Annotated in this window: 16 protein-coding genes; 1 reads left to right on the plus strand and 15 read right to left on the minus strand. The window is 73.2% G+C overall.

The window, feature by feature from the left end; translation table 11 throughout:
* Window positions 1–4 precede the first annotated feature (4 nt).
* The 15 genes from ACLQ26_RS04495 to ACLQ26_RS04565 form a co-directional block, all read right to left on the minus strand.
* Window positions 5–1,615, minus strand: a complete 1,611-nt coding sequence (locus tag ACLQ26_RS04495) for a lipopolysaccharide biosynthesis protein (protein WP_425743211.1) — start codon at window positions 1,613–1,615, stop codon at window positions 5–7.
* Entirely contained in the window at window positions 1,612–2,949 is a 1,338-nt protein-coding gene (locus tag ACLQ26_RS04500) for an O-antigen ligase family protein (protein WP_425743769.1), read from the minus strand. The genes ACLQ26_RS04495 and ACLQ26_RS04500 overlap by 4 nt, the downstream gene beginning before the upstream one ends.
* A gap of 27 nt (window positions 2,950–2,976) precedes the next feature.
* Window positions 2,977–4,578, minus strand: a complete 1,602-nt coding sequence (locus ACLQ26_RS04505) for a lipopolysaccharide biosynthesis protein (protein WP_425743212.1) — start codon at window positions 4,576–4,578, stop codon at window positions 2,977–2,979.
* Entirely contained in the window at window positions 4,571–5,122 is a 552-nt protein-coding gene (locus tag ACLQ26_RS04510) for an acyltransferase (RefSeq protein WP_425743213.1), read from the minus strand. Before ACLQ26_RS04510 ends, ACLQ26_RS04505 begins: the two co-directional genes overlap by 8 nt.
* A gap of 95 nt (window positions 5,123–5,217) precedes the next feature.
* Window positions 5,218–7,155, minus strand: a complete 1,938-nt coding sequence (locus ACLQ26_RS04515) for a hypothetical protein (protein ID WP_425743214.1) — start codon at window positions 7,153–7,155, stop codon at window positions 5,218–5,220.
* A gap of 226 nt (window positions 7,156–7,381) precedes the next feature.
* Window positions 7,382–9,088, minus strand: coding sequence for a glycosyl hydrolase (locus ACLQ26_RS04520; RefSeq protein ID WP_425743215.1), 1,707 nt, complete (start codon window positions 9,086–9,088; stop codon window positions 7,382–7,384).
* A gap of 91 nt (window positions 9,089–9,179) precedes the next feature.
* On the minus strand, window positions 9,180–10,034 hold the full coding sequence (locus ACLQ26_RS04525) for a shikimate dehydrogenase (RefSeq protein ID WP_425743216.1): 855 nt from the start codon (window positions 10,032–10,034) through the stop codon (window positions 9,180–9,182).
* A 251-nt stretch (window positions 10,035–10,285) separates the two neighbouring features.
* Window positions 10,286–11,485, minus strand: a complete 1,200-nt coding sequence (mltG, locus tag ACLQ26_RS04530) for an endolytic transglycosylase MltG (protein WP_425743217.1) — start codon at window positions 11,483–11,485, stop codon at window positions 10,286–10,288.
* Window positions 11,485–11,943 carry a Holliday junction resolvase RuvX gene (gene ruvX / locus ACLQ26_RS04535; RefSeq protein WP_425743218.1) on the minus strand — a complete coding sequence of 153 codons (459 nt, stop codon included), beginning with the start codon at window positions 11,941–11,943 and terminating at the stop codon, window positions 11,485–11,487. Before ruvX ends, mltG begins: the two co-directional genes overlap by 1 nt.
* 73 nt (window positions 11,944–12,016) lie before the next feature.
* Complete coding sequence (gene alaS, locus ACLQ26_RS04540; RefSeq protein WP_425743219.1) at window positions 12,017–14,695, minus strand: alanine--tRNA ligase; 2,679 nt, start codon at window positions 14,693–14,695, stop codon at window positions 12,017–12,019.
* Window positions 14,692–14,997 (minus strand): hypothetical protein, encoded by a 306-nt coding sequence (locus ACLQ26_RS04545; RefSeq protein ID WP_425743220.1) that lies wholly within the window; start codon window positions 14,995–14,997, stop codon window positions 14,692–14,694. The genes alaS and ACLQ26_RS04545 overlap by 4 nt, the downstream gene beginning before the upstream one ends.
* A 30-nt stretch (window positions 14,998–15,027) precedes the next feature.
* The gene (locus ACLQ26_RS04550; RefSeq protein WP_007458303.1) at window positions 15,028–15,492 is read right to left on the minus strand and encodes a DUF948 domain-containing protein; all 465 of its coding nucleotides are present in this window, start codon (window positions 15,490–15,492) and stop codon (window positions 15,028–15,030) included.
* Between the two features lie 149 nt (window positions 15,493–15,641).
* A complete protein-coding gene (locus ACLQ26_RS04555; protein ID WP_425743770.1) occupies window positions 15,642–16,334 on the minus strand; it encodes a hypothetical protein in 693 nt (230 codons plus the stop codon).
* Between the two features lie 2,501 nt (window positions 16,335–18,835).
* Complete coding sequence (locus tag ACLQ26_RS04560) at window positions 18,836–20,440, minus strand: replication-associated recombination protein A (protein ID WP_425743221.1); 1,605 nt, start codon at window positions 20,438–20,440, stop codon at window positions 18,836–18,838.
* 75 nt (window positions 20,441–20,515) lie between these two features.
* Window positions 20,516–20,728 carry a hypothetical protein gene (locus tag ACLQ26_RS04565; RefSeq protein ID WP_007458297.1) on the minus strand — a complete coding sequence of 71 codons (213 nt, stop codon included), beginning with the start codon at window positions 20,726–20,728 and terminating at the stop codon, window positions 20,516–20,518.
* A gap of 127 nt (window positions 20,729–20,855) precedes the next feature.
* Between ACLQ26_RS04565 and ACLQ26_RS04570 the strand changes: the two genes are divergently transcribed.
* Window positions 20,856–21,596, plus strand: a complete 741-nt coding sequence (locus tag ACLQ26_RS04570) for a GNAT family N-acetyltransferase (protein WP_425743222.1) — start codon at window positions 20,856–20,858, stop codon at window positions 21,594–21,596.
* Window positions 21,597–21,599 lie beyond the last annotated feature (3 nt).

The raw sequence follows: 21,599 nt of genomic DNA on the forward strand, positions 1-21,599 counted from the left end.
GCCCTCACCTGCCTCTCGTCGATTCCGGAGCCGACCGGACGGCCGTGGCCGCATCGTCGGACCCACGGATCTGCCTCATGGTCACCCGGATGCCGGCGCGCACCCGGGGCAACGTCAACATGCCGACGCAACCGGCCAGCAACACGCCCAGCGCCAGCGCCAGGCCGGGCAGGCCACGGCCGCCGGCCAGCACACCGATCCCCGCCGCGAGGCCCACACCGCCGACGGTGGCCGCCGCCGCGCGCAGCGTCGCGGCGTCGACAAGCGGCTCGGCGACCACCGCGCGGGCGAACGCCGCGGCGGTGAGGTTCTCGGTGGCGATGCCGGCGGCCCAGGCGAACGCCGCGCCCGTCGCGCCGTGCCCGGGAATCAGCCAGAGCCCGAGCGAGACGGTCACGGTGAGCCCGGCCACCGTGGACACCAGGTGCAGGCCGCTGCGCCCGCCCATCAGCAGCAGGCTCTGCACGTTGCCGACGCCGGTGTTCACAAGCATCGCCAGCGCGAGCACCGTCATGGCGGGCACGCCGGCGGTGAACTCCGGGCCGAACAGTTGCAGGAACGCGAGCGCGAACACCGCGAGCAGCAGGTACACCGGCCAGGACAGCACCAGCCCCCAGGTCGTCAACTGCCGGTGCACGGCCGCCGCGGCGGCCCGCTCACCGCGCCCCAGCAGCCGGGACAGCTGTGGTGACACCGCCACCCGCAGCCCCTGCATGGCGAGCTGACCGGCCAGCACGTACCGGCCGACCGCGCCGAAGACACCCGCGTCGGCCGGGCCGGCCAGCACCGACGTCAGCAGCACCCCCACCCACATGCTGCCCGCGTCGATGGCCGCCGAGGCGGCCCGTGGCAGCGCGAAGCGCCAGAACGTCGACCAGTCGGCCCGGCCCGGTCGCAGCGCCGCGCCCCGGCCCAGGCCGAGCGGGCCGGCCACCAGGGTGAGGCAGGCCAGCAGCGCCAGCGCCGCCGGCACCAGCCAGCCGGTCATCCCGGCGAGCAGACCACCGCCGACCAGCGCGGCGGCGCCGACCAGCGCCGGGCGGGCCACCGGCAGCAGGAGGAACTGCACGCCGACGTACGCGCGGATGGGTCGCACGCAGCGCAGCGCGGCCAGCAGCAGGGTCATCGCCACCACCACAGGCACGGCGGCGAAGGTGAGCGTCAGCAACGCCTCGCCGTGCTCGCCCGAGCCCCGCAGCAGTCGGGGGGCGAGCGCGTCGGCGCTCAGCGCTCCGACGGCGGCGACCACGAGCCCGGCCAGCAGCGGAGGGATCAGCGCCACCGGAAGCACCCGGGCCGCGTCGCCCCGGACGCCGAGACGACGACGGGGCAGCGCCCACATCAGACCGGTCTCCGCGCCCAGCGTGCACACCGCGGTGGCCACGGTGACCACGCCGATCGCGGCGAAGAACGCGCCCGCGCCCGTCGTCCCGTACCCCCGGGTGATCACCACGGCCAGCACGAAGCCGAACAGGCCGCTGGTGGCGGCGCCGAGCAGCCCGGCCACGCCGCTGCGGGCGCTGCGGCGCGTCTCGGCCATGCCGACGTCGTCCGTGCCGGCGGCGTCCGCCGCCGAGCGGTGCGGGCCGGTCGGCGGCCGGGTGGCGGCGGTCATGCCGGCACCGCCGTGGCGGGCGTGCGTGGCCGGTGCCTTCGCCGCGCGCTCGTGAGCCGTTCCCGTTCGGCGAGCGCCATGGCGAACGCGACAGCGAAGAACGCGACCGACAGGTTCTGGTTGGCCATGCCGTAGAACGGGACCTGCACGAGGCAGACCACCGGCACCACCGCCAGCCACTGCCCGGCCGCCGAGGTCGCCCGCGCGCAGATCACCGCGGCGGCGACGAACCAGGCCAGGAAACACACAAGCGCCGGTACGCCGTGACTGAACAACACCATCCACAGCTGCCCCTGGGTGCCGATCGGCGCGTCGGCGGAGACCGTGTCCACGTTCACCGGCGCGCCGTAGCCCAGCCAGGGCGAGTCCTGTACGCGGCGGATCACCTCGGTGTAGAGCGACAGGCGGTCCGTGTTGGTGTCGCTGGAATCGACCCGCTGGCTGATCAGGTCGGTGATCGGGATGAACAGGGTGGCCAGCGCGCCGATGACGACCACGCCGACGATTGACGCGGCGACCCGGACGTTGCCGCGCAGGCTGGCCCGCACCCCGAGCACCGCGAGCCCGGCGCCCAGACTGAGGAACATCGCCCGGTTCAGCGTGAGGAACGCCGGCGCGAGCGACAGCGGCAGCGACGCCAACAGCACCCAGCGCAGCAACCCCCGACGGCGCAACATCGTGTACGCCACCACGCAGGGCAGGGTCATGGCGTACGCGCTGCCGTAGTTGTTGGTGTACGAGAACGGCGCGGCCGGCCGGTAGATCGGGTTGAGCGAGCGCTCGCTGTACTCCGCGGTTCTCAGGTGCACCATGTCCCTGATGAACGGGGTACGGGCCACCCCGCCGGGCAGCAGCACCTCCATCGGGGTGGTCATCCCCAGCCGGGGCACCAGCACCCCGAGCCAGCCCAGCACCACAAGCGCGAACCAGAACGCGCAGAGCGGGGTGAGCACCGCCACCAGGTCGGCGCGTTCCCGGGCGGCGGCGTAGACGTAGACGGCGACCACGAGCGCGGTCAGGTAGAAGGCCAACCGCAGGGCGAACGTCAGCAGCGAGGCCGGCGACGGCAGCTGGGTGGCGCTGACGACCACGATGGCCAGGAACAGCAGCCAGATGCCGGACGTCGGTGGCAGCGGCACCCGACCCCGGGTGAGCAGCAACGCGAGCAGCAGTGCACCCAGCAGCGGCCAGCCCAGGTAGAACGCCCCGATCGCCCACCAGAGCGGCACCAGCCCGAACATCAACGCCAGCGGCCAGAGCGGCAGCCGGGCCGGGGGTGGGACCGGTGTCGGCGGCCCGAGGGGGGCGGCGGCGTCACCGGGTGGCGGCTCGATCGCCGGAGCACGGGTGACCGACACGTGTCAGGCCCGGCCATTGCGGGTGAGCACGAAGCCCAGCGGGCTGACCCCCGCGGCGCGCAGGCGCTCCACGAGCCGCCGCAGGTCGCTCTGCCGGGTGCGGTCCCGCTCGACGATCACCACGGCGCTGCCCTGCCGGGCCACCGCCACGCCACGCTCGTCGGACTCGGCCGGCGGGGAGTTGAACAGCACCAGCCCGTGGTCGGCGCCCTGCCGCCAGGTGCCGAAGCGGACGCTGCCCACACCCACTGTCACCTCGTCGGCCGACGCCGGCCGGCCGTTCTCTGTCTGGGCGGACGCCACCCGGGGCAGGGTCAGCGTGGCGTCCGGGTCGGTGGACGGACGGGCGCCGGGCGGGTGCGGGGAGGGCCGCCGCGGCGGCGGGCTCTCCGCCGTGGCCGCGGCGGCGGGGGCGGCGGCGACGGCCGGGCGCGGCTTGGGCACCGACGGTCGGGACGGGTCGATGGGCAGCCGCCCACGGTCGGCGAGGACGGCGGCGCGCAGGCGCTCGGCGCGCCCGCTGTCGTCGGCGACGAAGACCTCCCGGCCGTCCGCGGCGAGCGCCACGGCCAGCCCGGCGGTGAGTGCCGTGGCGTCTTCCCGGGTGGTGACCAGCGCGACCCGGGCGGGTTGGCGGACCCGCTCGGCGACCGCCATCGCCACGTAGCGGATGTCCGCGTCGACGGCCCGGGGGCTGCCCCGAAACGCCTGCCGACGCACCGTGCCGAGCAGTGGCAGACCGGTGGCGTCCCGGCCGTCGCTTACCGAGCGGACCCGCCGGTCGGTCGACTCCCAGGCGTACGCCAGCACGACGCCTATCAGCGCGCCGCCGAGCAGGCCGGCGACCAGGTAGAGGGGCCGGTGGCCGGCGGAGGTGGCAAGTGCCCGTTCGGCGGTCTGCGTGATCCAGCCGGGGTTCACGTCGACCGCGGCGATCTCGGTACGGGAGGCGTTGAGCTGGGTGAGCTGATTGTTGATTCCGGACAGTTCGGCAAGCGCGGCGTCCCCGGCGGGGGTGCCCTTGGCGCTCGTCACCCGTTTCTGCACGGCAGCCTGTTGGGCGGTGACCTTGGTGATGCTCGCGTCGTAGGAGCGCAGCATCTCGGCGCGCTGCTGCTCGTACATCGTGCGCCGCACGTCCAGGTACGCCTGCGCGGCGAGGTTGGCGCCCTCCACAGCCCGCTGCGCGTCGTGCGCCTGGTAGGTGAAACGCAGGATCTGCCCGCCGGTGGGGACCTCGACCTCGAGGGCGTTGCGGATGTCACGCGGTTCGCCGCCGGCGGCGTCGGCGAGACGCTGGACCACCTGCGTGCCCGTGGCGAGGCCGCTCTCCACGTTCATGTTCACGGCGCGGTCGGCGCCCGCGCCGCTGGGTGTGAAGGCGTCGGTGACCACCGGGCGGACCGCCACGACCGCGCTCGCGCTCACCGCCGCCGGGACGAGCAGCACGTAGCCGAGGGCGGCGAGCAGGCCGACCAGTGCGACGGCGACCACCAGCCGCAGCCGGTGCATCGGCACCCGCAGCAGGTCGGTGAGCGTGACGGCACGGGCGGTGCCGGCGGACGGGCCGTCCGTGGGCCAGGAGGCGGGCGTTGCGTCAGTCATGGAACTTCTTCACCGTCTGTTGAGGATTGCCGACGACGACGACACCCGGTGGCACGTCCGTGCGCACCACGGTCGCCGCGCCCACGACGCTGTCCCGGCCGACGCGGACCCCCTTGAGCACCAGGGCGTGCGCGCCGATCCACACGTTCTCCTCGAGAACGATCGGGGCGCGCGTCGCCGGGCCGGGCGGCGCGTGCCGCTGCTCGGGTGGCAGGTTGTGAAAGTCGTTGTCGAGGAGTTCGCAATCGGACAGCAGGCACCGGTCTCCCACTGTCACGGATGTCCAGACGCCGATCCACGTGGCGTTGAGCAGACAGTCGGCGCCGACGCGAACCTCGCCGGGGCCGGCGAAGCGCACCAGTTTGTTGAGGCGGGTCCGGTCGCCGATGCTCACCCGTACGCCCCGGCGCAGCCGGATCCGGCCCCGGATCTCCACGTCCCGGCCGAGTGTGAGCCGTCGGTAGCGCAGCCGGTACCAGGCGCGTTTGAGCGCGAAGACCAGGTGCACGGCGCGTTTCGCGCGGATGCCAGCAGCGCCGACCAACGACCCCTCCCCCACATCGTGGGGTCGGCGGCGGTGGTCCCGCCGCCGACCCAACGTGAACAATCTACCGACGCTCCGTTACGAACGGTGGACCGTTACTGCACGGAGAAGAACAGCGAGGGGGTGGACCAGGACAACTCGGGCGTCGCCGTGGCGATGACCGTCGCCGCGGCACCGTTGACCACGGCGGTCGGCGCGGCCGTCGGGTCGAACGGCGCGCTGCGCAGCGTGCCGTCGGTGGCACCGTAGACGATCTGCCCGCCGACCCAGGCCATGCCGCGCACACCCGACCAGGTGACGCCGGTGGTGGGCAGCGCGAACTCGGTGGCGCCCAGATAGCTGCCGTCGATCTCGAAGTAGCGGTAGTAGAGGCTGTTCGCGCCGGTGCGGGTGTAGTAGAGCCGGCCGTCGAGGTAGAAGGCGCCGGTCAGCAGCGCCGGATTGAACCAGTCGTTGTAGCCGGACGCCTCCCACGGCGACCCGATCGCGCCGCCGCTGAACAGCGAGATGTCGATCCGGCTGCCGGTGGGCGTTCCCGCGACGGTGTGCGCCCAGTAGATCCGGTCGTCGACCCGCCAGGTCGCGCCCGCCGCGGTGTACGCGGGCTGGCTGGTCGCGGTCGCGGCGCCCAGCGCGGTGCCGTCGAACGGCACCTTGGTCACGGCGCCCGAGGCGGTGGCCACGTAGAGGTTGCCGGCGGTCGCCGACGGCGGGTTCTTCGCGGTGAAGGTACGACCACCGGCGAGCGGGAACATGCCGAGCCGGCCGTGGTACTCCTCGCCCATCCCGTCGGAGTTGTGTCCGAAGTAGAGGCCGTCCGAGCCCCGCCACAGCACCGGCACCGCCGAACCCCAGGCGCTGGTGCCGGCGGGCATCGAGGCGCTGCCGCTGCGACGCGGGTTCCAGTTCACCGGCAGGCCGGTGGCCGGGGTGACCGCGGCGATGCCCAGCCGGTCGATCGCGCCGTTGCCGGCGGTGTCGCTGGCGTTCGGGTTGTTCAGCCACCGGAAGTGCCCGCCGAGGTAGATGACGTTGTCGGCCACCTCGACCGAGGTGATGGTGTCGTTGCCGGTGAAGTCGATCCAGGTGGCGAGCTGGCCGGCGCCCCGGGCGGGGGTCTCGAAACGAGCCAGGGCGTCGCAGTACGCGGTCGGCCAACCGCCGCCGCCGTTCGAGCCGACCACGAACCAGCTGCCGTCCTCGCCGAACCGCACGTCCTGCACGTAGTGCACGAACGTCGCCGGGGACGCGCACGGCGACACGTACTTCTCGGTGCTCCAGTCCAGCAGCGTCGGGGTGCCGGTGAGGTCGACAAGCGCGATCTGGTTGCGCGGCAGGTCGTTGACGAGCGTGAAGTTGCCGCCCAGCACCAGGGTGTGGCCGTCCGGCGTGACGTCGATCGTCCACACGTACGACGTGGTGCTGTGCCGCCCGACGGTGGCGTCGATGCTGAACGTCGGGTCGATTGCGCCGGTGGTCGCGTTGAGCCGGCCGAGACCGGCGTGCGCGGTGCCGTTGAGCCAGTTGAACGCGCCGGCCACGTAGAGCGAGTTGCCGGAGAGGACCAGGTCGCGGACGGTGCCGCCGTCGGAGCGCCCGACCCAGCTGTCGATGGTCGCGCCGGTCGCGGGGTTCAGCGCGACCAGGTTCTTGCGGGAGACCCCGTTGACGTTCTTGAAGGCGCCGCCGACGATAAGCGTGCCGCCGGGACCGGCGAGCAGCGTGTTGACCGCGCCGTCGAGCACCGGCAGGAACGTCGTGGACATAGTGCCTGTGGTGCGGTCGTACGCGAAGAGGTAGCGCTGGGTGATCCACGCGGAGCTGGCGGTCTGCCGGAGCTGGGTGAAGCTGCCGCCGACGAAGACGGTGTTGCCTACCTGCGCGAAGGCGCGGGTCTCACCGTCGCGGGCGTGCGGGGTCGTGTCGCTGGGATTACCGGACACCAGGGTCGCGGTCTCGGGAACCGGCACCACCGCCGCCGAGGACACCGAGGGCACGCTGAGCACCGCGGCGACGGTCGCCAGCGCGACCACCCCCGCCCGAGTACGACGTCGTCCTGACAACCGCCACAAGTGCGAGAGTTTGGGCACGCTGCGCCTCCAAGATGGATGAGAACCCGAGGTAGCGTCCCTCGCCCAGCCTGGTAGGCGCATCCGCCGATTGGGCGGTGCATGAATCTGCTAGCCGACAGAACGCCGGAGGATCAGCCGGCGAACTCCCGATGAACGGTGTCGGCGTTCACGATGTCGTCATCGTCGGTCAGCGGCTCCCTCCGGTGGGCTGCCGCAGGTACGCGTCCTTGCCGGCCTGCGTGAAGCCGGCCACCGAGGACGCGTCGTGGTTCATCGTCATGTCACAGGTCGCCGTGCGGGTGGTCATGCCCGGCGAATTGAAGTAGATGGCAGCCTTGATCTTCGGGTGGGCCTTCAGTGCGGCCGGGAACTCCTGGAACCAGCGCTGCTTGGCCCCCGGGTCGGCGGAGTTGAAGTTCGTGCCGAACTCGGCGAGCATCCGCGGCTTGCCGGCCCCGATGCTGGACTCGTCGAGCCAGCGGTAGAAGCCGTCGACTGTCGTGCTCGGGCTCTTCCACACGGTGCTGCCGTTGCAGACGTGGAAGTTGTACGGGTCGTAGGCCACCCAGTCGACGTACCTGTCGCCAGGGTAGAGGCCGGCGTACCGGGAGTAGTGCCCGGACCAGCCCATCATCGTCCACACCCAGACGGCGTTGTCCGCGCCGGCCTTGGCGAACCGCTCGTACACGTACTTCCAGGCGCGGACGAAGTCTGCGTCGCTGCCCTTGTTCGGCTCGTCCTCCGGCTCGTGGTCGAAGCCCAGGAACACAGGCACCTTGGCGGCCCGGATGCGACCGGCGACCGCGTCGATGGTGGCGTCGTGGCGACCGCTGTAGACGTCGGACCACTTCAGCGTCGTGCCGGCGGAGAAGTCGCGCGATTCCCAGGCGAAGAACATCAGCCGACCCTCGCGCATCTGCTGCGCCTCGTACGCGTCGGGGAACGCGCCGTTGCTGCCGGCGTTGGAGAAGTCGTGGTAGCGGTGCACGATGTCGAACTTGCGCCCGACCTGCGCCTCGACGCTGGCGATCGCCTTGGCGTGATCCCAGCCGCTGCCCGCGTTGGCAGGTGAGTACATGCCCCACCAGGCGCCGCAGGAGGGGACGAGCGTGTCCGACACCTGGCCGCACTTGCCGGACGGGAGTTCGGGACTGCCCGTGGGCGTTGGTGTCCGGGACGGCGCGACCGTCGGCGTGGGCTTGGGCGCGGCGGTGGTCGGCGGCGCACTCGGCGAGGGCGGCGGCGCCGGTCGGGTCGTCGGCGCCGACGACGGCGGGGTGCCGAGGTCGTAGCTGATCACCAGGCTGGGTCGCAGGTCCGGGTTGCGGTTCTCGACCGACGCCCAGTAGACGCGGGTCTCGAGGCCGGTCTGGGCGAGCGACACCGTCCAGGTGCCGTTGCCGGTCACCAGTTTGGACACGTCCCACTCGTTGACGCCCTTGGCCACGCCGGTCACGGTGTCCAGCGCGGCGCCCGCCGTCGCCGGGACGGGGCGCGTCTCGCGGGCGCTCAACCCCGAGGCGTGCGCGGTCACCGTGGCGGCGAACTGCTGCCAGGCGTGCATGCGCAGCGTCGCCCGCACGTTGACGGCGGCGGCCGGAACGGTGGTCACCGCGAACTCGACGACCGCCTCCCGACCACCGCGCGGGTTGCCGTCGCAGCGCGCCGGGCAGGTCGCCAGGGTCGTCTTGGTGGCGTTGTCGCCGTCCTGGGTCACCACCGTGGCGGTGGTGTCCGCGACCGCGCGGATCGACAGGTCGTCGCTGGCCAGCAGCGGCATCATGGTCGCCACGATGCCGGCCACCACCGCACCGCCGACCACGCCGATGGCGATCGCCTTGCGCCGGGGACCGTTGCGGAGCCGGGTGATGCGGTGCAGTCCATGCCTGGTCAAGGAGAACTCCCTGTGTCTGCTGCGATAACCGTGAGCAGCGTATCCACGACCAGGGCATGTCGTACGGAGGACAGTTTCCCGTAAGCGCGTCTTAACCGTCAGCTAAGGAAGTCGCCCTGCGGGCCGCCACCAGGGCCTCCCGCATCGCCTCCACAGGCGCGGCCACGCCGGTGAACTGCTCGAACTGGCCGACCGCCTGCGCCAGCAACAGGTCCAATCCGGACACCACCCGCAGACCGGCCCCGAGCGCGGACGCCGCCAGCGGCGTGGGCCACGGGTCGTACAGCGCGTCGAAGAACACCCCGTCCGGCCGCCACGTCACCGTGTCGACGAGCGGGTCGGCGACACCCTTCGGGACGGTGGAGACGACCACGTCGGCGGTGCCGAGGTGCTGGGAGGCATCGGCCCACGCGCCGGCTGTCAGCGCGACGTCAAGCGTGGCCGCCACCGGACGCAGCTCGTCGACCGCCTCCGGCCGGCGGGCCACCACCGTGACCGACGAGCAGGCCAACTGGGCGGCGGCGGCGAGTGCGGCGCGGGCCGTGCCACCCGCGCCCAACACGGTGACGGCGGCGCCGGGCACCACCCCCGCACCGGTGAGCACCTCGACCATGCCGCCGACGTCGGTGTTGTCCGCGTACCAGGAGCCGTCCGGACGGCGTACCAACGTGTTGGCCGCGCCGACGGCGACCGCGACCGGCGACGCGGCGTCGGCCACGGCGAGCGCCGCCTCCTTGCCCGGCATGGTCACCGACAGCCCGGCCCACTCCGGGCCCAGGCCGGCGACCAGGGCCGGCAGCTCCGCCGCCGCACACTCGATCCGGGTGTACGACCAGCCGGCGAGCCCGGCGGCGGCGTAGCCGGCGGTGTGGATCACCGGGGACAGCGAGTGCGCGATGGGCTTGCCCAGCACCGCGGCCCGGCGGGCCACCACTGTCCGCGTCATCTCCGCCCCCCGTGCACGTCGCCTCGACCCTACCGACCGCGCCGACCGCCGCACCACCCGTCGGCGGCCGTGGCGACGCTGTTCGCCTGACGTTTCGTCGACGTCGGTGACAGCATCGTTCCTGAACCCGCGCACCGGCTCGTGGACCGGCACAAGCCACTGACAACGACACCGCAAATGGTGTCTCCGGGCTGACGAAAAGTCTCCCTTTCCGCAGCGGAAAGGGAGACTTTTCGGTGGTCGGGAATTCGTCAGATGATACCGGCCTCCCGGGCCTTGGCCTTGTTCCGCTCGTGCTGCTCGGGTGTCTCGGCGAACTCCGAGTGACCCTGCTTGTCGATGGCCACGAAGAAGAGCCACTTACCCACCGGCGGATTCATCGCGCCTTCCAACGCCTGCTTGCCAGGGTTGTTGATGGGGGTGGGGACCAGGCCCGGCAGCTTGCGGTTGTACGGGTTCTTCGGGTTGTCCATGTCGGCCGCCGTCATCTCCTTCGACGACTTGGTCTTCTGCCCGGTCGACTCCAGGTAGTAGTTGACCGTGACGTCCATCTCCAGGCAGTTGCACGGGAACTCGCCGTACACCCGGTTGTAGGCCACCCGCGCGACCTTGCCCAGGTCGTCCTTGTTACCGGCCTCGGCCTGCGCCAGCGAGGACACGATCAGCGCCTCGTACGGGCTGACCTTGCGTTCCTTCTGCACGCGGTCGGCGAACTTCATCTCGCCGGTCACCGAGAGGAAGTTGTCCACCATCAGCTTGAGGATGCTCTCGGCGGTGGCCTTCGGCGGAATCTCGTACGTGTCCGGGTAGAGGAAGCCCTCGATGGACTTGACGACCTTCTTGCCGTCGTCGCGCTTGAACCACCAGTCCGGGACGCCGAGCGCCTCCGGGTCCTTCGCGGCGGCCTGGAAGTCCTTCACCGGGATCTTGGTCTTTTCCGAGAGCAGCTTGTAGATGTTCATGCTGGTGCGGCCCTCGGGGATGGTCAGCCCGTTGACGATCTTGTTCTTCAGATCGAGCATGGCCGTCACGGCGCTCGCGCCGCTCATCTGCTTGCGCAGCTTGTACGTGCCCGGCTGGATGTTCTTGCTGCGCGAGTTGGCCTCGGCGGCCTCGATGAACGCCTTCTGGCTCTTCACCACGTCGGCGGCGACCAGGGCGTCGGCCATGTCGGCGAGCAGCGCGCCGTTCTTGATCTCGACGGTGATCTCGCCGGAGCCGCTGCCGTCGTAGTCGGGGGTGACGAAGTAGTTCTGGATCCGGTCGAACCCGTAGAACGCCCCGCCACCGATGCCGCCCAGCAGGAGCAGGGCCATCAGCAGCGCCAGGAAGGTCTTGCCGCGACCCCCGGAGCCGGAGCCGCCGTTGCGCTTACGGACGAAGCTGCGCCGGTGTCGGCCCTTCTCACCCCGCTCCGGCTCGTCGAATCCAAGATCCAGATCGTCGATCATTACGTCCGCCTCCGCTGCGCGTCCAGCCAGCTCTGCAGGATCTCCACCGCGGCCGCCTGGTCGACAACCGCACGTTGACGTTTACCTCGGACGCCACGTTCGGCAAGCCTACGAGAAGCGACCACCGTCGACATCCTCTCGTCGGTAAGCGTTACCGGTACGGGCGCTATCACATCGACCAGTCGGTCAGCGTACGCCTTCACTCCGACCGCCGCCGGGCCGTGTTTACCGGCCAGATTGACCGGAAGGCCGACGACAACCTCGACCGCCTCATGTTCGGCCACCAGCGCCGCGAGCTGGGCAAGGTCGCTCGGCACCGCGTCCGGCGCGGCGCTGAGATCGCGGGCGAGGGTGACGAGCGGCGTGGCCAGCACCCCGTCCGGATCCGAGCGGGACACGCCTACCCGCACCTGACCGACGTCCACGCCGATGCGAACGCCCCGTGTGAATCCGCTCACCGTCGGTCACCCCTCGGCTGTCGACGAACCAGGGCGGACCGATCGGCCCGCCCTGGTCGACTATGACCGGCCATCACGCCTCGGTGATCGCCTTCTCGACGGTGAGCAACAGGTTCGGCGCCTCGGCCGCCGGCAGGCCGCCGCCCTGGGCCAGGTCGGGGCTCCCCCCGCCGCGCCCGGAGAACGCCGCCTTCACCAGGTCCGATGCGGCCAGGCCCCGAGCGCGGGCCGCCGCGTTGACCGCCACCACAAGCGACGCCTTGCCGTTGGCGCGGGCCGCCACCGCGACCACCGCCGGCCGCGCCGGGTCGATCTTGCCGCGAATCTCCTGCGCCAGGGTCCGTACGTCGTTGCCGGCAGCGCCCTCCGGCGCCTCGGTGCCCACGTACGCCACCCCGCGCACATCCTTCGCCTGCGCGGCGAGCGCCCCCGCCCCGCCCAGCACCAACTGGGCGCGCAGCTTCTCCAGCTCCTTCTCCGCGTCGCGGAGCTGGGTGACGGTCTGCTCGACCCGGTCGGCGACCTGGTCGTTGGGCACCCGGTACAGCTCGGCCAGCCGGGACACCAGCAGGTGCTCCCTGGCCAGGAAGCCGAAGGCGTCCATGCCGACAAGCGCCTCGACCCGGCGGACACCGGAGCCGATCGACGACTCGGAGAGGATCTTCACGAGGCCGAGCTGCGCCGAGCGGGCCACGTGCGTGCCACCGCACAGCTCACGGGCGTAGTCGCCGACCTCGACGACCCGCACCTCCTCGCCGTACTTCTCGCCGAACAGCGCCATCGCACCGATCCGCCGCGCCTCGTCCAGCGACGTGATGAAGGCGTGCACCTCCAGGTCGGCCAGGAGCACCTCGTTCACCTGCTGCTCCACGTCCCGCAGGACCGTCGGCGACACACCCGTCGGGGTGTTGAAGTCGAACCGCAGCCGGCCCGGCGCGTTCAGCGAACCCGCCTGGGTGGCCGACTCGCCGAGGAAGTTGCGCATGGTCTGGTGCACCAGGTGGGTGGCCGTGTGCGACCGGGAGATCGCCCGCCGCCTCGTGGTGTCGATCTCGGCGTAGCCGGTGTCGCCCGGGTGCACCTCACCCCGGATGACCCGGGCCCGGTGCACGATCAGGCCGGGCACCGGCTGCTGCACGTCGAGCACCTCGACCTGACCGTCGCCGACGGTGATGATGCCGTGGTCGGGCTGCTGGCCACCGCCCTCGGCGTAGAACGGGGTCGTGTCGAGCACCAACTCGACTGTCTCACCCTCGGTCGCCGCCTGACGCGGGCCGTCGGCGCCCAGCAGCGCCCGCACCCGCGACTCGCGGGCCACCTCGCCGTAGCCGGTGAACGTCACCGGGCCGCCCGCGTCGAGCACCGACCGGTACGCCGACACGTCGGTGTGCCCCGTCTTACGGGCCTGCGCGTCCGCCTTCGCCCGGGTCCGCTGGTCGGCCATCAGTCGACGGAAGCCCTCGTCGTCGACCTTCAGGCCCTGCTCCGCCGCGATCTCCAGGGTCAGGTCGATCGGGAAGCCGTACGTGTCGTGCAGCTGGAACGCCTTCGCTCCGGACAGCGCCGTGCCGCCCGCCGTGCGGGTCTCGGCGATCGCCGTGTCCAGGATCGTCGTCCCGGCGCGCAGCGTCGACAGGAACGCTTCCTCCTCGGCGTACGCGTACTGCGCGATCCGGTCGAAGTCGGTCGCCAGCTCCGGGTACGACGGCGCCATGCAGTCCCGCGCGACCGGCAGCAGCTCGGGCAGCGCCCGGTCCTGCCAGCCGAGCAGCCGGATCGACCGGATCGCCCGGCGCATGATCCGGCGCAGCACGTAGCCGCGACCCTCGTTCGACGGGGTCACGCCGTCGCCGATCAGCATCAACGCGGTACGCACGTGGTCCGCGACCACCCGCAGCCGAATGTCGTCCGGGTGCGACTCGCTTGCCACATGCCCGGAGTGCGCGCCGTAACGCTTGCCGGTCAGCTCCGCCGCGCGGGCCAGGATCGGCCGGACCTCGTCGATCTCGTAGAGGTTGTCGACGCCCTGCAGGATGGAGGCCATCCGCTCCAGGCCCATGCCGGTGTCGATGTTCTGCGCGGGAAGGTCACCCAGGATCGGGTAGTCCTCCTTGGTCGTGCCCGGGCCGCGCTCGAACTGCATGAAGACGAGGTTCCAGTACTCCATGTACCGGTCCTCGTCGACCGCCGGGCCGCCCTCGGCCCCGTACTCCGGGCCCCGGTCGTAGAACAGCTCCGACGACGGACCGCACGGGCCGGGAATGCCCATCGACCAGAAGTTGTCCGCCTTGCCCCGGCGGACGATCCGCTCAGCCGGCACACCCACCGACCGCCAGATCTCGTACGCCTCGTCGTCGTCGAGGTAGATCGTCGGCCAGATCCGCTCCGGATCCAGTCCGTACCCACCCTCGGCGACGGGCTTCGTGGACAACTCCCAGGCCAGCGGAATCGCGCCGGCCTTGAAGTAGTCACCGAAGGAGAAGTTGCCGTTCATCTGGAAGAACGTGCCGTGCCGGCTGGTCTTGCCGACCTCGTCGATGTCCGGGGTGCGGATGCACTTCTGCACGCTCACCGCCCGCCGGTACGGCGGGGTCTGCTGGCCCAGGAAGTACGGCACGAACTGCACCATGCCGGCGTTGACGAACAGCAGGTTCGGGTCGCTGATGGCGGGCAGCGGAGCGGACGGCACCACGGCGTGGCCGTTCGCCTCGAAGTGCGCGAGGTACCGCCGCTTGATCTCCGCCGTCTTCATCGCTGGTGTTCCTCCGGAAAGATGTCTCGATCGCCGATGCGCGGGTCCTCCCGCAGGTCGGCGAACTTGTCGTCGAACGTCTCGCCCTGGGCGAACGCGTGGTGGATCTCCTGCTCGCGCTCGGCCATCCCGACCCGGACGTCCTCCACGAAGCTACGCAGCGACTCCATCAGGCCGCCAGCGGATTCCGACAACGAGCTGGCGATGCCGGCGGGGGTGTACGCCTGCGCGGTGCGGGTCGCCTTGCGGACCACGATCACACCGACGGCCACGCCGATGCCGAGCCAGAACAAGCGCCTCATGTCTCGCTACCTCCTGGTGCGCCGGGCCGGTCAGCTGTTGCCGCGCCGCGCGGCCCGTCGCTGCTGCTTGATGGTGTCGCGCACCTCGCGCTCGGTCTCGGCGTGCCGGCGGCCGGCGGCGGCCTTGCGCACGCCGTAACCGAACGCGGCAACCTTGACCAGCGGGTTCGCGGCCGCGGCGGAGACGACGGTGGCCAGGTTGGCGACGTTGGCGGTGACGTTCTGGGCGTGGCTGGTCATCGTGTCGACCTTCGCCAGCTGGAGGTTCACGCCGTCGAGCGAGGTCTGCACCTGCTCCAGCGCGACGTTGACGTTCTTCACGGTGGTGTTCACGTCACCCAGCAGCGGTCCGGTCCGATCGTTGAGATCGTTGATCATCCGGGTGGTGGCGTCCACCGTGTGTCGCAGCCGCAGGATGGGCAGCGTCAGGATGAGCACCAGCACCGCGAACGCGCTCGCCGCGATCAGCGCCGCGATCGCCAAAATGTCGCCCACGCCTGTCCTCCTCAAGCAGAGTTCCGCAGGACCCGACGTCCCCGGAACGCACAACAGTGGTGCCCACCGAACAAGCCGGGCCGTCGCCGGTCACCGGACACGGGCGGGCCCGCCAGCCCCAGACCCTACCGTCCGTGATGGAGAGCGGCTCAGGACGGTGAGGGTGTCACGTCGCCCAGCGGATCTCCGCTGACCGTCGGGTACGGGTCCTCTCCGGTCAGTGACGGATCGGTGCTGGGCTGCGGCCTGGTCCGCTCGTCGTCGATCGCGTTGCGCACCTTCACCGACACCAACGAGCCGGTGCACTCCCCCGCAGCGGCCGACGGCTCCGGGGACGGCACGATCGCCGGCTCCCCGTCGACAGGTGGCGGTACGCAGGCCGGCGCCCGTACCCACAGGTCGAGGGTCAGCTCGTCCTGACGCCAGCAGGTGTAGCTGCCCTTCGTCTTCTGCTCCGGGCAGCGACTCACCTTCCACGGTTGCCAGCCGTCCTGGCGCAGCGCCTCCTCGTAGACCTTCGTCGTCTCCTCCGGCGACTTCTCCGAGGTGACGGTGCGCTCGCGCAGCCGACAGTCGAGCAGGCACCAGCGGCTGCCGCTGACATCGTCGACAGTCTTCGTCGCGGCCCACGCGGGCACACCGAGCTGGTCCAGGTTGTCGAAGACCGGGTCCCGGCTGAGCGTGCGAATCCCGAAGAAGAGCGGTACCGCGCCGAGCAGCACGACGCTTACCAGCGCCAGAATGGCCACCCGAAGTCGGCGTCGTTCGCGTGACTGCCGGCGTACCTCGGAACGGGCGCCCGGGGCGTCGTCGTCGGAAGCATCCTGGCCGGCCGCGCGCAGTGCGGGCCCGTCGGTCGCCTCGGCGATCGGCCGGTCGCCCGGCGGCGTCGCGGCGGGCACCACGACGGCGGCGCGGGCCACACCGGCGGGCTCGCCGGGCCGGCCGGACGGCGGCACGGGGGCGACACCGCTGGGCTCGGGCCGGCCGGCCTCACGGGGCGGCGGCAGGGCACGACCCGCGGAGCGGTCCGCCGGTCGCGGGGCGGCGGCACGCGCGGCCGCGGGTGCACCGGGGCCGGCGTGCTCGGCACCCGCTCGGTCGTCGCCGACCGGCGGCTGCCCGACGCCCGGCGGACGGACGGCGGCACGGGCCGGACCGTCCGGGCCGACGCCCGGCGGAGGGACGGCCGCACGGGCCGGACCGTCCGGGCCGACGCCCGGCGGAGGGACGGCCGCACGGGCCGGGCCGTCCGGGCGGGGCCGCGCCGAACCGGGGCGCGGCGGAGCGTCCGGGCCGACGCCCGGGCGTACCGCCCCGCGAGCCGGACGATCCGGGTCGACGCCGGGCGGGACGGCGGCACGCGCCGGAGCATCCGGGCCGGCACCCGGCGGGACGGCGGCACGCGCCGACCCGTCCGGGCGGGCGGCACCGCGCTCGGGCATGCCGCTGGGACGGGGTGGACCGTCGGGGCCACGGCGACCTGCGCCGGAGACCGGCGCGTCGCCGGGGGCGGGCCGGGCCCGACCGCCGGGTGGGGCGGAGCGGGCGCCCCGGACGGGCGCGGGCCGTCCGCTGCCGCCAGGGCCGACGTACGGGTCGTCGCCGCGGTCGTCCACCTGGCCGGGGCGGCCGGTGGGTCCGTCGGTGGCGGGCTCGGCGGGTGGACGGCGGCGTCGGTTGATCGGATCCGGGGCGGTCCCCGGAGCGCCCCGGCGGCCGACGGGTCGCTCACCTGTCGGATGAGGCGCGGGACCGCTCGGCTGCTCCGCGGTGGACTCCGGCGCACCGGGCCGGGCCGCCCGACGGCCGGTGGGAGCTTCCGCGCCCGGGTCGGCCGGCGGCCCGACGGGACGGCGACCGGCAGCGCGGTCCGCTGCCGGATCGGGGACGGCGAGGGGGCCACCGGAGCGATCGGTCAGATCACCGGCGGGCGGCGGGGCGGCACGGCGGCCGACGGGCCGGTTCGCGGTCGGCGGCTGCGCATCGCCACCTCGGCGGTTGACCACCGGCAGGCCGGGGTCGGTGTGCGGCAGGCGGCCGGCCTGACGCAGCCAGTCGGCTGGCCGTTCCGGGCGGTCCGCGCGCGGCTCACCGCCTGTCGGCGCGCGTCGACCCTGGTCGTCGGGGACCGCCCGACGGCGGCCGGTGCCGTCGGTGGACGTGACGCTGGCAGGTCCAGTGCTGGCGGCGCCGATCGATCCAGCGCTGGTGGCTGCGGGGCTGGACGGCGCGGTGGGCGCCTCGGGCATGGGTGGGGCATTGCCCGAGCGGGGCACCACCGGCTCGTCCGGCTCGGCGGCACGGCGGCGACCACCTCCGGCGGCCCGGGCATGCCCCTCGGGCTCGGGCGCTCCCGGGTCGACGGGGCCGGGACGACGTCGGGCCGTACGCGGGTCGCTGTCGATCGCGGGGTCGGCGCGTAACCCATCGCCGACCTGCGGTGCGACGCCGGGCGGCGGCGCACCGAGCCGGGCCGAACCGGCCGCGGTGGGCGGCCCGGCGGTTCGCGCCGGATCGGGGACCGGTCCCGTCGCCCGTCGCCCGACGGGCGGGCCATCACCGGCCGGCGGCCGGCCGCCGCCGGTCGGATCGGGCCCGGGTCGGCGGACCGGCGGCCCGGCGTCCGGCCGGCGCCGTGGCGGCATCGCGTCCGCCCGGCCGGTCGGGGCGGCGGCATCCGGGGAGTGGCCGGTCGAGACGCCAGCGGTCGGCTGTCCCGGGGGCGGGCCGGACGGTCCCACTGTGGGACGCGGCCGGGCCGGGCCGGCCGGAGCGCCGGCGGGCGGGCGGGGACCAGGGGGGCTCGCCGGGTCACCGCCGCCCGGTCGGACGGCCGGCGGCGCGAGGGGGGGCGCGGCGGCGCGGGGGCCGGTGCCGGGAACAGGCTGGGCGCCGCGCGGCGTCGGCTGGCCCGCGACAGCGCCGGCCGGACCGGGTGCGCGGAGGCGGTCGGCGGGTGGGCGGTCGGGGAGTTCGCGGTCGGCGGGCGGGCGGGCGTCCGGGCGGCGGCCCGGCGGGGGCGCCTCTCCCGGCCAGGGCCCGTCGACAGGGCGGCGCGTTCCGGCGGTCTCGGCGTCGGGGCGGCGTGGGCCGGGCGGCGCGTCCGGCGGCGTCGCCGCGCCCGCGCGGGGTGGGACGGGCTCGGCCGGGGCCCCGTCCGGGCCCAGTTCGCCGCGTTGCTGCTTTGCCGAGCGCAGGTCGTCGATCCAGCCGAACTCCTCGCCGGCCACCGGCTCCTCCGGCTCGGCCTCGGCTCGGCCTCGACCCCACCGGCGGCCCTTGGCGCGGGGATCACGCCGCTCGTCCGGGCCCTCGTCGGGGCGGTCCGCACCACGCGATCTCACTGTTGACCCTCTCCTGCGGCGTCCGTGCCGCTGTCCTGCTTCGTGCGGGGACCGCCCGCATCCGTGTCCGGCCGGCCGTTCCGACCGGCAAGCGGCGGGTCGGGCTGAGGCGTTACCGGTGACCCGACGGTCGGGGCCGCCACCGACGGGACCGCTGTCGCGGGCGCGGTGACGCTGGCGGCGGGCGACCCGGCGGTCGGAATCTCGGTACGGGCGGGCGGGGCCGGCAGCCCGCGTACGATCCGGCGCAGCAACGGCAGCCGCGTCGACACGGACCGTTCCGCCCCGTGCGGGCTGGGCTGGTAGTAGTCGACGCCCACCAGGTCGTCCGGAACGTACTGCTGGGTGAGCACGCCACGCTTGTCGTCGTGCGGGTAGCGGTATCCGGTGCCGTGGCCCAGCCCTTTGGCGCCGGCGTAGTGCGCGTCCCGCAGCCCACGAGGCACCGGGCCACCCCGGCCGGCCCGTACGTCCGCCATGGCCGCGCCGATCGCGGTGGTGGCCGAGTTCGACTTCGGTGCGGTGGCCAGGTGGATCACCGCCTGCGCCAGGTTGAGCTGCGCCTCGGGCAGGCCCACGTACTCCACGGCGTGCGCGGCGGCGGTGGCCACGCTCAGCGCGGTGGGATCGGCCATGCCCACGTCCTCGCTGGCGAAGATGACCAGCCGTCGGGCGATGAACCGAGCGTCCTCCCCCGCGACAAGCATCCGGGCCAGCCAGTGCACCGCGGCGTCCACGTCCGAGCCGCGCATGCTCTTGATGAACGCGCTGACCACGTCGTAGTGGGCGTCGCCGTCGCGGTCGTAGCGCACCGCCGCCACGTCCACCGCCTGCTCTGCGGTCGCCAGGTCGATGCGCTCGACGCCGAGCGCCGTGGCCGAGGCCGCCGCCGCCTCCAGAGCCGTCAGCGCCTTGCGGACGTCACCGGCGGCGAGCCGGACCAGGTGGTCCTCGGCGTCGGTGGCCAGGGTGAGCGTGCCGCCCAGGCCGCGCTCGTCGGCGACCGCGCGGCGCAGCAGGCCGCGGACCGCGTCGTCGTCGAGCGGTTGCAGGGTGAGCAGCACACACCGCGACAGCAGCGGTGAGATGACCGAGAAGTACGGGTTTTCGGTGGTCGCCGCGAGCAGCGTGACAGTACGGTCCTCGACGGCGGCGAGCAGCGAGTCCTGCTGGGTCTTGCTGAACCTGTGCACCTCGTCGATGAACAGCACCGTCTGCGGGCCGCCCGAGCGGCGCTGGCGACGGGCCGCCTCGATCACCGCCCGGACGTCCTTCACACCTGCCGAGAGGGCCGACATGGCGACGAAGCGGCGGTCGGTGGCACCGGCCACCAGGTGCGCGATTGTGGTCTTGCCGCTGCCGGGCGGCCCCCAGAGGATGACCGACAGGGGGGCGCCGCCGGAGACCAGTTGCCGCAGCGGCGCGCCGGGGGCGAGCAGGTGGTCCTGCCCGATCAACTCGTCCAGGCTCGCGGGTCGCATGCGGACGGGCAGGGGCGAATCGTCCGCTACCGGAGTGAAGCCGTCGACACCGGTGGTGCCCTCGGGCGCGCTGCGCGGCCCGGTGGGCGCACCGAGGGAGAAGAGAGCGTCGGACTCCATCACGAAGACAGTACCGGGCCCGACCCGCGACGCCGGAAGCGCGCTGCGGGCCGGGCCATCGCTGATCGGTCTCGGTCAGCCACGGCCGGGACGACGGCCCCGGTACCAGCGGCCGCCGCCACCGCCGCGCGGGCCGCTGCCGACGCCGGCCAGGTAGAGCGAGAGCAGGAGCAGGCCGATGAGCACGAGGGTGTTCCAGTTGAACAGGTCCGGCGCGCCGAAGTCGGTGTTGAGCAGGTCGAGCAGCAGGGCGAAGCCAAAGACGATGGCCGCGAGAATGGCGAGCATGTCGGTCCTCCGGTGGGGGTTCCCAGTAGGTCGGCGCGTGATGTACCCAATCGGTCGGCTCGCCAATCTCGACAGTGGATCGGGGTGCCCGCGTGACCGACCAGGCCCGGCTCCTAGGCTGGTCGCCATGATCATCGACGACCAGGTGCTCGACGACCGGGCGGCCATCCTGGCCGCGGCCGGCGACCACCCGTTCGTCAGGCACTCGCTCTCGCCGGGCGTACCAGCGCACGGATACCGGCGCGACGGCGCCGTGCTGTGGTTGCTGCCGCCCGAGCGCGGGCTGGGCGCCGACGCCGTCGGCCCCACCGAGCCGGTGCTGGCGATCTGCGCCGCGCTTGTCGCCAACGGGGTGCTGCGGCCCGAGCACCGGCTGCACCTGCCCCGGCTCGACCCCGCCCTGTTGGCCGCCCGACTACCGGTGGCCGAGCACGTCGACTGGGACTTCCACTGGACCACGGTGGCGCCGCCGCCGCAGCCTCACGAGCAGCCTGTCGTACGGCTCACCGACGCCGACCGCCCGGCGCTCCAGGCGCTTGTCGACGAGGCGTTCCCGAGCACCACCACCCGGCCGGGCGATCCGCGGGTGGTCGACTGGTACGGCATCCGGGCCGGCGGCCGGCTGGTGGCGTGCGGCGCGGACCGCAGCCGGGGCGACGTCGGGTTCCTGGCGGGCCTGACCGTCGCCCCCGACCAGCGCGGCCGGGGCCTCGGCGCGGCGCTGACCGCCGGCATGACCCGGGCGCTGCTGGCCCGACACGACACCGTCGGGCTCGGCGTCTACCCGGACAACGTGGGGGCGGTGCGGCTCTACCGCCGCCTCGGCTTCACCAGCACCCACCACGTCACCTCGATCCGCCTCGCCTGACGT

Origin of the sequence: Micromonospora sp. DT43 (genome assembly GCF_049841645.1) — a bacterium.
GTDB lineage: Bacteria > Actinomycetota > Actinomycetes > Mycobacteriales > Micromonosporaceae > Micromonospora.